This window comes from Hymenobacter terrenus (assembly GCF_000972495.1).
Taxonomy (GTDB): domain Bacteria; phylum Bacteroidota; class Bacteroidia; order Cytophagales; family Hymenobacteraceae; genus Hymenobacter; species Hymenobacter terrenus.
In genome coordinates this window covers 1-15,413 of record NZ_LATM01000032.1, presented here as the reverse complement: position 1 = coordinate 15,413, position 15,413 = coordinate 1, and the positions used below count along the sequence as shown (strand labels likewise).

Here is a 15,413-nt window from a genome sequence, read left to right as displayed (position 1 = left end):
AATGGGGGGCTATTCAGCAGATAAGCCCAGGTGCGGATTGGCCGCCGTTTGGAGGCAGGGGCTGGGAAGAACAGAGGGAGCGTGCTGAACGGAAAAGAACGTCATACTGAACGGCGTGAAGCATCTCTACCGGGCCAGTAATTTATTTACTCTTCGTGGTAGAGATGCTTCACGCCGTTCAGCATGACCGTGCCCTCACCTTCACGACCGTTCCTTTGCCCGGTTACTTGGGGCGTTGGCGTTTTTTAAATTTTAATTTACTGCTGGTTGTTATCATTGCCGGGCGCAGCCGTGGGGCTGGCCTTTTCCTCACTTCTTGCGCTAACTATCTACCATGGACGCCCCTCGTCGCCCTGATTTTCGCCCCAAGGCTTTTGACCCGGAAACCCTACTCCAGAGCGTCATTGCGATGCCGCTGCGCCAGGAGTTGGAGGATGAGCAGGCCCGGTTGCTCCTACAGGACAAGCTAGCCCGGCTGAGCAAAGCCGACAAGCACGCCGACCAGCCCAACCGGGCGAGCCCGGCGTTGCGGGCTGCTCGTAAGGAATGGAAAACGGCGGGGTTCGTGGAGGGCCCGGCGAGGCTGTTCAGCATCATCATCGACTTAAACCTGGAGTACCCCGACGGGCGTGCGGGGGCTATGAAATGGGTGCTGGATACCCTAGCGGAGCTGGTGCCTACCCTGACCCGGGAGCCAGACCACATTGCCGTGAGCTTGCGGGCGGCCGATGACCCCAAAAACCGTTACACCCAGCAGTACCTGTTTGTGAAGGTCGAGAGTGATGTGGTGCTGGAGCTGGTGAAGCGTGACCGCCAGCAGGAGCGCAAAGCCGGCGTCCTCCCCGCCGATAGCACCATGCAAACCGGCCCCCGTGCCATCTACCACGTCTGGGCCGATTTCAAAATCTACGCCCTGCTCAATAAGTCCATCTCGACCGTGAAAGGCGACGCGGCCCACGCGGCGTACGCGGCCTTCGGCGATGGCATTGTGTGGGCCGTGATGGACTCGGGCATCGACGAGACGCATCCGCATTTTGCCACGCACAAAAACCTGGAGGTGGATTCGCCGCTCGAACACACCGACTTTACCGGCGCGGCGCCGGGCCCCAACGGTGCCTCGGCCGCCGTGCGCGACGAGGCGGGGCACGGCACCCACGTGGCCGGCATCATCGGCGGCATGTGGGGGGATACCAGCCGGCCGCCCACGGTATACACCCGCCAGCGCGACGACGGCGGCGCCATCAACCTGGTTCCGGTGGTGACCAATACCATGAGCGGCATGGCCACAAAATGCAAGCTGCTCAGCCTAAAAGTGCTGGACGAAAACGGCGAAGGCGAGGCCAGCAACGTAATTGCCGCCATCGGCATGATTCAGGAGCTCAACGGCTACGGCCGGCACCTGCTCGTGCACGGCGTCAATATGAGCGTGGGCTACTCCTTCAACCCGGAATGGTTTGCCTGCGGGCAAAGCCCCATCTGCGTGGAGGTGAACCGGCTGGTGCGCTCGGGCGTGGTGGTGGTGGCAGCAGCCGGCAACACGGGCTACGGCAGCGCCCAGAGCGAGTTCAACGGGGTGGTTTCGGCGGGCTTGCCCTTCACCATCAACGACCCCGGCAATGCCGAGCTGGCCATCACCGTTGGCTCGACGCACCGCGAAATGCCCCACACCTACGGCGTCTCCTACTTTTCGTCGAAGGGCCCCACCGGCGACGGTCGCCTCAAGCCCGACCTGGTGGCGCCGGGCGAGAAAATACTGTCGTGCGCGGCCGGCGCCATCCTCCAGGAAATGAAAGACCAGGGCAAGCCCTGCGACTATGCCGAAGACAGCGGCACGAGCATGGCTGCCCCGCACGTATCGGGGGCCGTGGCGGCCTTCCTCTCCATCCGCCGCGAGTTCATCGGCCGCCCCGAGCAGGTGAAGGAGATTTTCATGAGCACCGCCACCGACCTCAAGCGCGAGAAGTACTTCCAGGGCAGCGGCCTCGTGGACCTGATGCGGGCCATCCAGTCAGTATAAGTACCTGTAGAGACGCGACCCTTCGCGTCTCGTCGTTGCTGATGTGGTTGAAACCCCACGGTATGGGTCGTTCACCGCGGTCCGTGCGATGCAGCCCGTTCACTGCAAATCGTTCACCGCAGCCGTTCAACGACGAGACGCGAAGGGTCGCGTCTCTACATCGACCAGGGTACGAACGACGGATTACCTGTTTTCCCTGGGCGTAATATTTGTCTGGCTCCCCTCTCCTTGGGAGAGGGGCTGGGGGTGAGGTTTCCCCGCCCGCGCCCGCCATCTACCACCGTTATAATTCCTTTCTTATGAATACCCTGCACGACTTCCCATTCTTCCCCGTCGAGTTTGCTAAGGATGGCAGCCTGTTCAACCCAGCCCAGGCCACTGCTTTGCTAGAAGGACTGCGTGCTACCCAGTCCACCGACCTGCTGGTAATTTCGCACGGCTGGAACAACGACATGGCCGAAGCCCGCAACCTATATGGGCGCTTTCTGGGCGAGGTGCGGGGCGTGCTAAACGACCCCCAGGCCCGGCTGGATTTTGCCGCTCGCCGCCTGGTGGTGCTGGGTGTGCTATGGCCCTCGAAGAAGTTTGCCGATGCCCAGCTCACGCCCGGCGCTGCCGCGGGCCTTGGCTCACCCATTAGCAATGCTATGCTCGTTGCCGAGCTGGAGCGCCTGAAAAGCACCACCGACACCAGTGCGACCGACGCGCAGCTGAAAGGCACGTTTGCCGCCTCCGATGCCGATGCCAGGCTGGCGCAGGCTCAGCAGCTGGTGCCGCAGCTGGAAAATGACCCCGCCGCCCGGCAGCAGTTCGTAGCGCTACTGCGCGGCCTGCTACCCGACCGCGACCAGATAATAGAAATTGATGAGGCCGCAAAATTCCGCAGTCTGAGCGGCGAGCAGCTGTTCGACCGGTTTAAAACGCCGCCACCCGCCACGGCCCTGCCCCCCGAGAGCCTGACGAATAGCGCCGACGTGGCTCCGGCGGCCGGGCACGCGGCGGGCATTGGCAGCAGCTTCTTCGGCGGAATAAAAGCGGCGGCCCTGAACATTCTGAACCTGACTACCTACTACCAGATGAAGGAGCGGGCGGGCCTCGTGGGCCAGGGCGGCGCCAACGAGCTGCTCCGGCGCATCCGGGCAGACCAGCAGCTAAGAGCCCTGAAAATTCACCTTGTGGGGCACAGTTTCGGGTGCCGCCTGCTCACGGCCGCCACGGCGGGAGCTGACGCCGCTACCAGCGTAGTCGTCGACTCGATGACGCTCTTGCAAGGGGCGTTTTCCCACTATGGCTTCTCGGGCAAATACGACGGCAAGCGCGACGGCTTCTTCCGGCGCGTGCTGAGCGACCGCACCGTCACCGGCCCCATTGTGGTCAGCCACACCCGCAACGACCGCGCCGTGGGCACCATGTATCCGTTGGCCTCGCGGCTGGCCGGCCAGGCCGCCAGCGCCATCGGTGGCCCCAACGACCAGTACGGCGGCCTGGGCAGCAACGGGGCCCAAAAAACTCCGGAAGCCACCAATGGCCAGCTGGAAGCCGTCGGTTTCGCCTACGCTTTCGGCCCCGGCCAGGTCCACAACCTGAAAGCCGATACCTATATCCACGGCCACTCCGACATCTGTCACCCCCAAGCCGCCTACGCATTTTTGAAAGCAGTTGCCGCGACTTAGGATGGTGGCGCGAACCTCACCCCCGGCCCCTCTCCAAAAGAGAGGGGAGCCTGATGAACTAGTCAGTAGACTTGTTCCTGAATTAGGAAAAAGCGGAAAAATCGTCTGTCATGCTGAGCTTGTCGAAGCATCTCTCCCGCTTCGTTGTAGCAGCATTGATTACTTGCGCGGTAGAGATGCTTCGACAAGCTCAGCATGACGTTCTTTTACCAGGATTCTAATTTGGGAACAAGTCTAGTTTATACAGATGACTTTCTATTGAGATAAGTTACCCTGTTCTCGTGCCGTGGCTCCCCTCTCTTTTGGAGAGGGGCCGGGGGTGAGGTGCTTTACCTCCCGGCGTGCCGCCAGCACCGCCACTGCCGCCAGGCAAGCCGCAAACCACAGCCAGGGCAGCCGCAAATCGAGCACCGACAAACTCCCGAAAACCAGTGCCGTGGCAAAGCTGGCCAGCGCCTGAAACGCCTGGTTCAGCCCGAAAATCTCGCCGCGGTCGGCTTCGGTCGTGCGGCGGGCCAGTCGCCCTTCCAGTAGGCCCTGAATGAGCGAAAGGGTGAGGCAGTCGAGCGTAATGAGGGCGTAGAATATGGGCCTGGACGTGCCCACCAGCCCGTAGCCGAGCAGCACTGGTACCCCCAGCGCCGCCAGCCAGATAATGGCCCGGCGCTGGTTGAGGCGGTCAGCAAAATAGGTGTAGAACACGTAGTTCAGCCCGATGCTGAGCCCGCCGAAATACATAAACATGTAGGAAATGTCGCGCGCATCGAAGCGCATTGGCCCCAGGCTGATAAAGGCAATAAAGTAGAAATAGTAGCCTGTGCTAAGCGTGAGCGCCACCTGCGTGAGCACGATGCGCCGGATGCCGGGGTTGCTGGTGTTCTTGGCGCGCAGCCGGGCCCAGAGGGTGAGCGGGTTTACTGTCCGTGCCAGCTCAGCGCGCAGCTCGGCGCCGCGCACGCCGTTGCGCTGCAAGTGGGTTTCGGGGAGCCACAGGCTCAGTAGCACGTTGAGGGCGGCCAGGGCTACTGCCAGGCGGACCACGTAGGTTGCCTGCTGGGCGGGGGGCACGTGCAGCACCGTGAGCAGTACACCGGCAGCCATGGGCCCCAGCACGAAGCCCAGCGAAATAATGGCCCCCTCAATGCCTAGGTTGCGAAACAGCCGCTCGGGCGGCGACATATCGGTAATGGCCGAGCGCGCCGTGGCGTACATGCCATTGGTGAGCCCATCCGACACGCGGTTGACGAAGTACAGCCCCGCCCGCACGGGCAGCAGCAGCACATTGGCCAGCAGCGTACCCACCGCTGACAGAATGAAAATAGGCCGTCGGCCGTAGCCGTCGCCCAGCCGCCCCAGCAGCGGCGCCGAAAACAGCTGCATCCCCAGGAAAATGCCCGTACCCACCGACAGCCACAGCTGCGGCTGGTGCAGTCCGCGCACAAACTCGGGCATCACCGGCCCCACCGCCGCACCCACCACCACATCTACCAGCAAAATGGCGTAGAGCAGCGGCAGGCGGCGGTCGGGGAGGAGAGGCACGGGACAAATGTAGCAATGGCGTCCAGCACGCGTTATCCAACCACCGGATGCGCCAACAGTCCAGTTGTGGTAGCTTCTGGTTGAGCCGGCCAGAGCCGGTTTTCAGGCGGCTAAAAACTGGCGCAAGTGGTGCAGCACGGCTTCGGCTTCCTCTTCCTGGGGGAAGTGCCCACAGGTGGGTAGCTCTACCACAATCGCGTGGCGGAAGGCCGCGGCAAATTTATGCAGGTAGGCCGGCCCGAAGAAGACATCCCGCATGCCCCACAGAAACAGGACCGGCGTGTTGCAGAGCACCGCCACCCGCTGCCAGAGGCTGCCGAACCACGCTTGCTCGTGCGCCAGAGCGCGGGCAAAGCCCACGGGGCCGTGCCGCTCGCGGGCGTGACCAAACGGCGCGGTGTACTGTCGGCGCAGCCCGGCAGCCAGTGGCCGCGCCCCAAACGACCGCGGCAGCAGCACCCGGGGTGAAAAGTTGAACCACCGGTACAGCCAGGGCAGCAGTGGGCTGGTCAGCACCCGCCGCGCCCGGATAAAAGCAGGGTCGGCCGACACGTCCCAGAGCCAGGAATTCAGCACCACCAACCGGCGCACGTTGGCCGGGTGCTCCAGGGCGTAGGCCAGGCCGATGGGGGCCCCGAAATCGTGCACGATGAGCGTGAGCTGCCGCAGGGCCAAGTGCTGGATGAGCGCGGCCAGGTTGCGGGCGTGCTGCTGGGGGCGGTAGTCGTAGTGCGCCGGCTTATCCGACAGGCCAAAGCCTACGTGGTCGAGCGCGACGCAGCGGTGCGTGCGGGCCAGCTCCTTCACCTGGTGGCGAAAGTCGAACGACCACGACGGGGTGCCGTGCACGAAGAGCAGCACCTCACCCTGGCCTTCATCAATGTAGTGCAGGCGTTGGCCATCGGGCAGCGTCAGGTAGTGCGCGGCAAATGGATATTCCGTGGTATCGAGCCAGGGAAAATGAGGGAGCGGGGCAGTGGCCATGCGGCAGCGGAGTAAGAAAAATAACCGCTGCAAAAGTCACGGCCCACCACCAGCAAAAAGTTGGTTTACACCAAGATTTATAAGGAACTCGTTTCTTTGTCATACTGAGCCTGCCGAAGCATCTCCACCGCTTCGTTGGCGCAGTTTCGGAGTCGGTGTACCGTAACGCGGACTTTTAGTCCGCGCATGAGACGGTCAGGCGGACTCGCGGACTAAAAGTCCGCGCTACAGCGGGGCGGTACACAGAACCCGAAACCGCGTTAACAAAGCGGTAGAGATGCTTCGGCGGGCTCAGCAGGCCTGTTCTTATGGGGTTAGATATTCCCCAACAGCTTCCTGAGTAGCTACAAGATTACTGAGTTGTACAGCTTGCTGAAATTGGTAGGGCTGATGTGCAGGTAGCTGGCCAGGTACTTGTGCGGCACCAGCTGAAACAAGTGCGGGCTTCGTTGGGCAAAGGCCCGTAGGCGCTCGGCAATGGGTAGGGTCTGCAAGTCGAGGTGGCGGCTGATAATTCCGGCCAGCAGCGTTTCGGTGAGCCGGCGAAATGCCCGTTCCAGTGGCTGGCTTTCATCCATCAGGGCCAGCAGCGCGGCGTAAGGCACGGCCCGAAAGCGGCTGTCGGTAAGCGCCTGCAAGTGGTAGCGCGACGGCACCTGAAAGCAGAACGATTCCGGAATGCCGCTCAGGGAAGGCGGATAGGTGAAGGCAATGACGTGGGGTGTGCCCTCATGGTCGAGGTACGACATCTGCACACCTTCCTCCACCAGCAGCAGCTCCCGCTGCACCTGTCCCTGCCGGGTGATAAACTCGCCACGGCGGACCGTTTTCGGGCTGCTGGCGTCCAGCAGCCGGGCTATCACATCGCGCGGCCCACGGGGCTGAAGGCATTAAAAAAGTCGAAGTACTCCGGCATCATAGTCAGCATTTTGGAGAGGCAAGCCCGCCGCTATTTTGGAGTTGCGCGCCGCATTTGACCGGCCGCCAGCAACTTTCAAAGGAAGCTGTCGGCATCGGTTTAGGGTGTGTAGCGTGGACTCTGCGAGTCCGCGCGTGGCCCGGTTTTTACCGGTTCGTTCACGCGCGGACTCGCAGAGTCCACGCTACAGCTACTCCCACGTCGCAATCAGAATTAATTACTCAAGGGAGTATTTTTGCAGAATCGTATACAACTCCTCACGGGGTAGCCCTGGCACCACATTAACCTGCAGGGGGAATAGGACTTCTCGGAACAGCCGCCTCGAAGGCCCCCTTCGACTGGGACATCTTGCGGCAATTCCCGTTGCCCAAAAGCATCCGCCGCCGTTGAGAAGCTAGGGCTACCCCGTGAGGAGTTGTGTACGATTCTGCAAAAATGCCCAAAGGGAAGTATAACTCCGAAAGTGCGAACACATTTTATGCGGAGCTATGCCAGTAGTACCACCATAAAAAAAGCCGCGGCCCCACATGTCATTTAGCTAGCCGCTGGCCCCGGCTTTTTCGTAAGCGTGGCCGTTTGGGCAGTGCCCGTCCACGGTATTTATTATGAGTGAAGTATTGATAGCCCCTGGGATTTCTCCCGTACGGGCCCGCACTGCTATTGCGTTGTTTTTCTTTGTCTCGGGTTTTGGCTTTGCTACCTGGGCCTCGCGCATTCCGGTTATTCAGCGCCAGCTGGGGCTCAGCGAAGCCCAGTTAGGGACTGTGTTGCTGGCGCTGCCCGCCGGCCTGATACTTACCTTGCCCGTAACCGGCCAGTTGCTACAACGCTTCAGCAGCCGTCAGGTGATGCTGGTGGGAGCGGTGCTCTATAACCTGGCGCTGGGCCTGCTGGGCTTTGCGGCGCACACGTGGCAGCTGGTGGTGTTGCTGTTCTGCTTCGGCTCGTCACGCAACTTGCTCAACCTGTCCATGAACGCCCAGTCGGTGGGCGTACAGTCCTTGTACGAGCGGTCCATCATCGCTTCGTTTCATGGCATCTGGAGCGTGGCGGGCTTTGCGGCGGCGGGCCTGGGCGGCCTGCTTATTGGGCGCAGCGTGCCCACCACCCACCATTTTGTGGCAGTGTCGGTGGTGCTCACGGCCCTGGCACTGGCCTTTTCCCCGGGGAGCCTGTCGTTGCCCCTGCCACCGCCGGCGGCTAGGTCCACATTTTCCTGGCCCGACAAATCGGTGCTGCAATTCGGCCTCATCACCTTCGCCTCCATGGCTTGCGAAGGCACGCTCTACGACTGGAGCGGCGTGTACTTCGCCCAGGCCGTGCACGCGCCCAAATCCATTGCCCCAATTGGCTTCACCCTCGCCACCGTGGCCATGACCGCCGGCCGCTTCTCCGGCGACTGGCTGGTGGGGCGTTTCGGCACCAAGCCCATCCTCCAGGCCAGCGGCCTGTTGATGGGCGCCGGGCTGCTCCTGGCTGCGGCCTTCCCCAATCCGGTCGCCACCGGGCTGGGCTTCGTGCTGGGTGGGCTGGGAGTGTCGTGCGTGGTGCCGCTGGTGTTCAGCCTCGTCGGCAAGGCCGACCCCCTGGGGGCCGGCGCGGCCATTGCCTCGGTTTCCACGGTGAGCTACTTCGGCTTCTTGATGGTACCACCGCTGGTGGGTTTTGTGGCCAAAGCTGCCAGCCTGCGCTGGTCGTTTGCGATGGTGGCCCTGCTGGGCAGCCTGGTGGTGTGGCTGGTGCCAAAGCTGCCAGAGGAAGGGTAGGAGCGGGGTGAGGTTTCTGGATAAGAACCCGCAAGCAGCCTACCGCGCCTCGGCAAACAATAATCACGATGCAGGACTTGTCTTATGCAGCGCCTCCGGCTGAAAAGCTGGTGACGGTGCTCCATTTCTAAGCCATTCCCCATGTCAACCACCTCCAACTACTCCGCCACGTTCACCATCGGCGGCGACCTCACCGTCAACCGTCTTGGCTTTGGCGCCATGCGTATTACCGGCTCCGGCATCTGGGGCCCGCCCGCCGACCACGACGAATCCATCCGCGTGCTGCAGCGGGCCATCGAATTGGGCATCAACTTCATCGACACCGCCGACAGCTATGGCCCCCACGTATCAGAAGAGCTGATTGCCGAGGCCTTGTACCCTTATAAAACCGACTTGGTCGTCGCCACCAAAGGTGGCCTGCTCCGCACCGGCCCCAACCAGTGGCCCATCGATGCCAGCCCCAAGCACCTCGAAGAAGCGCTCAATGGCAGTTTGAAACGCCTGAAGCTCGACCAGATTGACCTCTACCAGCTCCATCGCATTGACCCTCAGGTTCCCTTCGAGGACACGCTTCAGTTTCTGCAAAAAGCTCAGCAGGATGGCCGCATCAAGCACATCGGCCTCTCCGAAGTGAGCGTAGAGGAAATCAAAAAAGCCCAGGAATACGTGAAAGTGGTGTCGGTGCAAAACATGTACAGCGTCGACAACCGCAAGTGGGAAGCTGAGCTGACCTACACCCGCGACCAAGGCATCGCCTTCATTCCGTGGTATCCCCTAGGTGGCGGCAATGCCCAAACCCTGGCCGCCCTCGACCAGCTAGCTCAGCAGCACCAAGCCACCCCACAGCAAATTGCCCTTAGCTGGCTCCTGCACCATTCCCCCAACATCTTGCTCATCCCCGGTACCTCCAAAGTGAAGCACCTGGAAGAGAACCTGAAAGCGGCCGACATTCACCTATCCTCCGAAGACATGCAGGCGCTGGATGTCACCAGCGCAGCATAGGAAACAGCAGCGCCGCTCTTTCAAAGTTGCACTCTGAAAAAGCGGCGCCATCAAGACGGCCACAAAAAAGCGCGATGGTCACCCATCGCGCTTTTTCAATTAAACAGCTTTATATCTTACGCCAGGTTATTCGAAGTAGCCTTGGCTGTCAGGAACTCCCGGTTCAGAATGGCGATGTTTTCCAGCGAGATGCCCACCGGGCACTCGGCCGCGCAGGACCCGATGTTGGAGCACGCTCCAAAACCTTCCTTATCCATCTGAGCTACCATGTTCTCCACGCGGGTTTTGCGCTCGGGCTGCCCTTGTGGCAATAGCGACAGCTGCGATACCTTGGCCGAGACGAACAGCATGGCCGAAGCATTTTTGCAGGCCGCCACACAGGCGCCGCAGGCAATGCAGGTAGCGGCTTCAAAAGCCCGGTCGGCAAGGTCTTTTGGTACGGGAATTTCATTGCCGTCGGGCACGCCGCCGGTGTTCACGCTGATGTAGCCCCCCGCCTGAATGATACGGTCGAAAGCCGAGCGGTCTACGCTCAGGTCTTTGTTTACCGGGAAAGCGGTAGCGCGCCAGGGCTCGATGGTGATGGTATCACCGTCCGAGAACTTGCGCATGTGCAACTGGCAGGTGGTAGTGCCCTTTTCGGGGCCGTGGCTGCGGCCGTTGATGAACAAGTCGCACGACCCACAAATACCCTCGCGGCAGTCGTGGTCGAACGCCACTGGGTCCTGCCCGGCGCGCAGCAGGTCCTCATTCAACACGTCGAGCATTTCGAGAAAAGACATTTCAGGTGAAATGTCCTTCACTTTATATTCCACGATTTTACCTTGAGTGTGCCGGTTGGGTTGCCGCCACACATTCAGGGTCAAATTCATCGGTTTGGCATTGGGATTGGAGCCGGCCATTTTTTTGAGTTGTGAGTTATGAGTTAAAAGTTATGAGTCAAAAGCTTGATGAGTGGATAAATCTGGACGATGACCAACTCATAACTTTTAACTCACAACTCATAACTCAAATTTATTTGTAGCTGCGCTGAGTCAGCTTTACGTTTTCGAACTGCAAATCTTCCTTGTGAAGCGTCTCAGGTACGTTTTCGCCCCGATACTCCCAGGCGGCTACGTAGGCGAAATGCTCGTCGTCGCGCAGGGCCTCACCCTCGGGAGTCTGGTACTCCTCACGGAAGTGGCCGCCGCAGCTTTCGTTGCGGGCCAGGGCGTCGTCCACCATCAACTCGCCCAGCTCCAAGAAGTCGGCTACGCGGCCGGCCTTCTCCAGAGTGGGGTTAAGCTCTTCGCCGGTACCCACAATTTTTACGTCGCTCCAAAACTCCTTGCGCAGTCGCTGAATCTCCGCTTTGGCGTGGCGCAGCCCTTCGGCGTTGCGAGCCATGCCGCAGTATTCCCACATCAAGTGGCCCAGGGCCTTGTGGAAATCATCCGGCGTGCGCGTACCATTGATGCTGAGCAGCTGCTCAGTACGGGCCTGCACGCCCGCCTTGGCCTCGGCGAAGGCGGGGTGTTGGGTATCAACTGGCTTCGGCGGTGTCTGAGCCAGGTAGTCGCCAATGGTGTACGGAATCACAAAGTAGCCATCGGCCAGGCCCTGCATCAGAGCCGAAGCCCCCAGACGGTTGGCACCGTGGTCCGAGAAGTTCGACTCGCCCGTGGCGTAGAGGCCGGGGATAGTGGTTTGCAGATTATAGTCGACCCAGAGGCCACCCATGGTGTAGTGTACCGCCGGATAAATCCGCATCGGCATCTTGTAGGGGTCTTCACCGGTGATTTTCTCGTACATAGCAAACAGGTTGCCGTACTTCTGGCTCACCGCGTCGGCGCTGGTACGCTGAATAATTTCGGCAAAGTCGAGGTACACGGCCAGACCAGTGCTGCCTACACCGCGGCCTTCGTCGCACATCTGCTTAGCATTGCGCGAAGCCACGTCGCGCGGTACCAGGTTACCGAAAGCGGGATATTTGCGCTCCAGGAAGTAGTCGCGGTCATCCTCCTGAATGTCCTGCACCCGGATTTCGCCTTTGCGCAAGCGCTCAGCCATTTCCACGGTTTTGGGTACCCACACGCGGCCGTCGTTGCGCAGCGATTCCGACATGAGTGTGAGCTTCGACTGATAGTCGCCACTCACCGGAATGCAGGTTGGGTGAATCTGAGTGAAGCAGGGGTTGGCGAAGAAAGCCCCTTTCTTGTGAGCACGCCAAGCGGCTGTAACGTTGCTTTGCTTTGCATTGGTGCTCAAATAGAACACGTTGCCGTAGCCGCCGGTAGCCAGTACTACCGCATGGGCGGCATGGTTCTCAATCTCACCGGTAACAACGTTGCGCGTCACGATACCACGGGCCACGCCGTCAATCATGACCAGATCAAGCATTTCCGTGCGGGTGTACATCTTCACCTTGCCGTAGGCAATCTGGCGGCTCAGGGCCGAATACGCCCCAATCAGTAGCTGCTGGCCGGTCTGGCCGCGGGCGTAGAACGTGCGGCTCACCTGCGCCCCCCCGAAGGAGCGGTTAGCCAGCAGGCCACCGTATTCCCGGGCGAAGGGCACACCTTGGGCCACGCATTGGTCGATAATGTTGACCGATACCTGGGCCAGACGGTATACGTTGGCTTCGCGGGCGCGGTAGTCACCACCCTTAATAGTATCGTAGAACAGGCGGAACACCGAGTCTCCGTCGTTCTGGTAATTTTTCGCGGCGTTGATGCCACCCTGCGCGGCGATGGAGTGCGCCCGGCGCGGCGAGTCGTGAAAGGTGAAGGCCTTTACATTGTAGCCCAATTCCGCCAGCGACGCCGCGGCCGACGCCCCGGCTAGGCCGGTGCCAACCACAATCACGTCGTATTTCCGCTTGTTGGCGGGGTTCACAAGCTTGACGTTGAACTTGTGCTTGTCCCACTTTTCGGCGAGGGGGCCTTCGGGAATTTTGGAATCCAACAGCATAAAGTAACGGAGTGATGGAGTGACTATTGGTATTAGAACAGCTGTAAGCCGCAGGTGTTCCCGGCCCGGCAATTATTCTGCGGCACCTAAGGCAGGTAATTTTAGAAAGCCGAAGCCACGGCGTGAATGAGCGTTGGCGCATTGGCAGCCAGCTCGCCCTTTTCATTCGTGAACAAGAAGAAGTACAGCGGCATAGAAGCAAAAGCTGCCGATACCACCACGGCAAACACATAGCCTGCGTACTTGATAATCGGGGTGTACTTGCGGTGGTTCAGGCCCAGGGTTTGGAAGCCGGAGCGGAAGCCGTGCCAAAGGTGGTAGCCCAGGCTAATTTGCGCGGCTACGTACAGCACCACATACCACCACTGCTTGAACGAGCTAACGACTAGCGAATACAAGTCGTCGTTGTTGTTAATGTCTGGGTCGAGCGAGCCGAAGCGGGCGCGCCAGAAGAAATTGTAAAGGTGAATCAGCAGGAAGATGAGGATAATGGTGCCCAGAATACCCATGTTGCGCGAAGTCCACTCACTATTCTGCTCGGCGTGATTCGACACGTAGCCCTGCGCGCCACGGGCCGACTTGTTGCGGCTGGTGAGGGCAAAGGCCTCATAGATATGGAAGCCAAAGCCCAGCACCAAGCCCCATTCAATGGTGCGGATGATAGGATTGGTGCCCATGAAGTGAGAGTAGATATTGAAGGCCGCGCCGTGGTCGTGCTTAAATAATTGCAAATTACCAACCAGGTGAACTACCAGGAACGTGCACAAAAACAAGCCCGTAACGGACATAATTATCTTCCGGCCAATGGTGCTGGTTAAAGTTTTTGTTATCCAACTCATAAAGTAGCCAAACTTGGGAAGTGAAGAGGTATGTTTATGGGGGTCAAAGGTAGGCCCCACCTGCTAACCGAACAACGCGTAGGCCCGATTCTTGCCTGTGGAGCCTGGTTCCTAAAATCACGGCGGAGCTTGGTGAAGGTATCTTTATCAGGCATTGTTACACTCGCACAAGTGAGGGAGTCTATAACCCTGTAAGCTGGCTAAAGGTTGGATTGCAGTACCGCTTTGGTTATTGCAACTGATGCTTTAGTCACCCTTCTTGTTTTTCTTTACCTAATCGGTATGATGCATATTACTCTTCTTCGGGTGCAATCATTGGCACGAGTTGCAGCGCTAGTGCTAGTCGTCTGGGCGGGCTTGGGGCCACGGGTGGTCCGGGCTTCCCACATCCGCGCCGGCGACATTCAAGCCAAGGTCGATACTACTGCCAATCGTAATCCCCGGCGCATCTTTTTTAAGATGGTACTATACACCGATTTGGTTGGGACCGGTGGACAACTACCCGCTATCCAGCCCACGGTCACTATTTTTTTCGGTGATGGTACATCGAGTGGAAAAGATGCCATTCCTCGCAGTACGCCGAATGCAGTACCTATTCCGGGCTATCCAGACACGGGGCTCAATGTTTATTACTTTGAGCACACCTATCCTAGTACGGGACGGTTTACAGTTGAATTTATCGGGGAGAACCGCAACGACGGAGTGCTGAATATGGACCTGTCGGGCAGACAGAGTTTCTATATAAGTACAAAAATATACCTGGACCCCATTTTCGGGCGTAACCGTACGCCAGTGCTCCTGGCTCCGGCAGTTGACCGTGCGGGGGTAGGTGTGCCTTTTTTGCACAACCCCAGCGCCTACGACGCGGATGGCGACTCGCTATCCTACGAATTACTGCCCTGTCAGCAGGTTCCTAGTGGCGTCGACGGTAATTTGCCGCCTACCGGGACCAACTCGCCCGTTCCTGTACTATGCACCAACTACCGCTACCCCAATAGCCCAAGCATAACCCCGGCCACCAACCCACCGCTACAGGTAGCTTACAGTGGAATACCGGCAGGGATACCGCGCGCGCCAGCCATCTTCGTGATGGATAATGTGATAAACAGAGGGCAAATTACCTGGAATGCCCCCGTTGCCGCCGGATTTTACAATGCGGCCCTGATAGTGAAGGAGTGGCGGCGCACGCCTGCCGGCGTTGTAAATATCGGGGAAGTCATTCGGGACATGCAGATTATTGTTTCAGCAACCAATAACCAGCCCCCAACCCTGACAATTCCGGCCGACATCTGTGTGATAGCCGGGCAGCCAGTTACAGGTATAGTTACGGCCACCGACGGGGTTGCCGCGGGCAGCACTGCCCAGACGCCCATTACGCTGTTTGCCTTTGCTGGCATCTTGCCACCGGCCACGTTTACTCAGACCCAGACTGGGCCGCCGTTAGCTCGAGGCACCTTTTCCTGGCAAACTGAATGCCGTGACGTGGCCCAGCAGCCCTATCAAGTGCTTTTCAAAGCGCGGGACAATCCCAATCCAGTCACCAATACCAACCCACCACTGATTGATGAGAAAGTGTGGCGTATCAGGGTGGTGGGGCCGCCTCCCCAAAACCTGCGTGCTACTGCCAACGCGGGCGTGGGTGGTGGCCTCAACCGTAGTTTGCTGACGTGGAACACGTATCAGTGCGCCAACGCGGACAGCCTCTATATTTATCGGAAGGAAAAC

Annotated in this window: 10 protein-coding genes and 1 pseudogene; 5 read left to right on the top strand and 6 right to left on the bottom strand. The window is 59.6% G+C overall.

From position 1 onward, the window contains the following. Positions 1-334 precede the first annotated feature (334 nt). Both WX88_RS22920 and WX88_RS22915 read left to right on the top strand, forming a co-directional pair. Positions 335-2,017 carry a S8 family serine peptidase gene (locus tag WX88_RS22920; protein WP_046246759.1) on the top strand — a complete coding sequence of 561 codons (1,683 nt, stop codon included), beginning with the start codon at positions 335-337 and terminating at the stop codon, positions 2,015-2,017. 299 nt (positions 2,018-2,316) lie between these two features. Then, complete coding sequence (locus WX88_RS22915; protein WP_046246758.1) at positions 2,317-3,690, top strand: hypothetical protein; 1,374 nt, start codon at positions 2,317-2,319, stop codon at positions 3,688-3,690. 255 nt (positions 3,691-3,945) lie between these two features. Here the strand turns inward: WX88_RS22915 and WX88_RS22910 are convergent, their stop codons facing one another. The 3 genes from WX88_RS22910 to WX88_RS22900 all read right to left on the bottom strand — a co-directional run bounded on the left by WX88_RS22910 (position 3,946) and on the right by WX88_RS22900 (position 7,076). Further along, positions 3,946-5,229 (bottom strand): MFS transporter, encoded by a 1,284-nt coding sequence (locus WX88_RS22910; protein ID WP_072053086.1) that lies wholly within the window; start codon positions 5,227-5,229, stop codon positions 3,946-3,948. 102 nt (positions 5,230-5,331) lie between these two features. Continuing rightward, the gene (locus WX88_RS22905; protein ID WP_046246789.1) at positions 5,332-6,213 is read right to left on the bottom strand and encodes an alpha/beta fold hydrolase; all 882 of its coding nucleotides are present in this window, start codon (positions 6,211-6,213) and stop codon (positions 5,332-5,334) included. Positions 6,214-6,557: 344 nt separating this feature from the next. Beyond that, on the bottom strand, positions 6,558-7,076 hold the full coding sequence (locus WX88_RS22900; protein ID WP_046246757.1) for a Crp/Fnr family transcriptional regulator: 519 nt from the start codon (positions 7,074-7,076) through the stop codon (positions 6,558-6,560). Positions 7,077-7,737: 661 nt separating this feature from the next. Between WX88_RS22900 and WX88_RS22895 the strand changes: the two genes are divergently transcribed. Beyond that, positions 7,738-8,898 (top strand): MFS transporter, encoded by a 1,161-nt coding sequence (locus tag WX88_RS22895; RefSeq protein WP_046246756.1) that lies wholly within the window; start codon positions 7,738-7,740, stop codon positions 8,896-8,898. Between the two features lie 141 nt (positions 8,899-9,039). Continuing rightward, positions 9,040-9,900: an aldo/keto reductase gene (locus tag WX88_RS22890; RefSeq protein ID WP_046246755.1), complete on the top strand. Its 861-nt coding sequence runs from the start codon at positions 9,040-9,042 to the stop codon at positions 9,898-9,900. Positions 9,901-10,016: 116 nt separating this feature from the next. On the opposite strand, the gene WX88_RS22885 is transcribed toward WX88_RS22890, so the two are convergent. The 3 genes from WX88_RS22885 to WX88_RS22875 all read right to left on the bottom strand — a co-directional run bounded on the left by WX88_RS22885 (position 10,017) and on the right by WX88_RS22875 (position 13,637). Further along, a complete protein-coding gene (locus tag WX88_RS22885; RefSeq protein WP_046246788.1) occupies positions 10,017-10,772 on the bottom strand; it encodes a succinate dehydrogenase/fumarate reductase iron-sulfur subunit in 756 nt (251 codons plus the stop codon). 142 nt (positions 10,773-10,914) lie between these two features. Beyond that, positions 10,915-12,849: a fumarate reductase/succinate dehydrogenase flavoprotein subunit gene (locus WX88_RS22880; RefSeq protein ID WP_046246754.1), complete on the bottom strand. Its 1,935-nt coding sequence runs from the start codon at positions 12,847-12,849 to the stop codon at positions 10,915-10,917. Positions 12,850-12,950: 101 nt separating this feature from the next. Beyond that, positions 12,951-13,637 carry a succinate dehydrogenase cytochrome b subunit gene (locus tag WX88_RS22875; protein WP_231590773.1) on the bottom strand — a complete coding sequence of 229 codons (687 nt, stop codon included), beginning with the start codon at positions 13,635-13,637 and terminating at the stop codon, positions 12,951-12,953. Between the two features lie 333 nt (positions 13,638-13,970). Here WX88_RS22875 and WX88_RS22870 point away from each other — a divergent pair. Continuing rightward, positions 13,971-15,413 (top strand): annotated as a pseudogene (locus tag WX88_RS22870) (hypothetical protein); the annotation flags it as partial.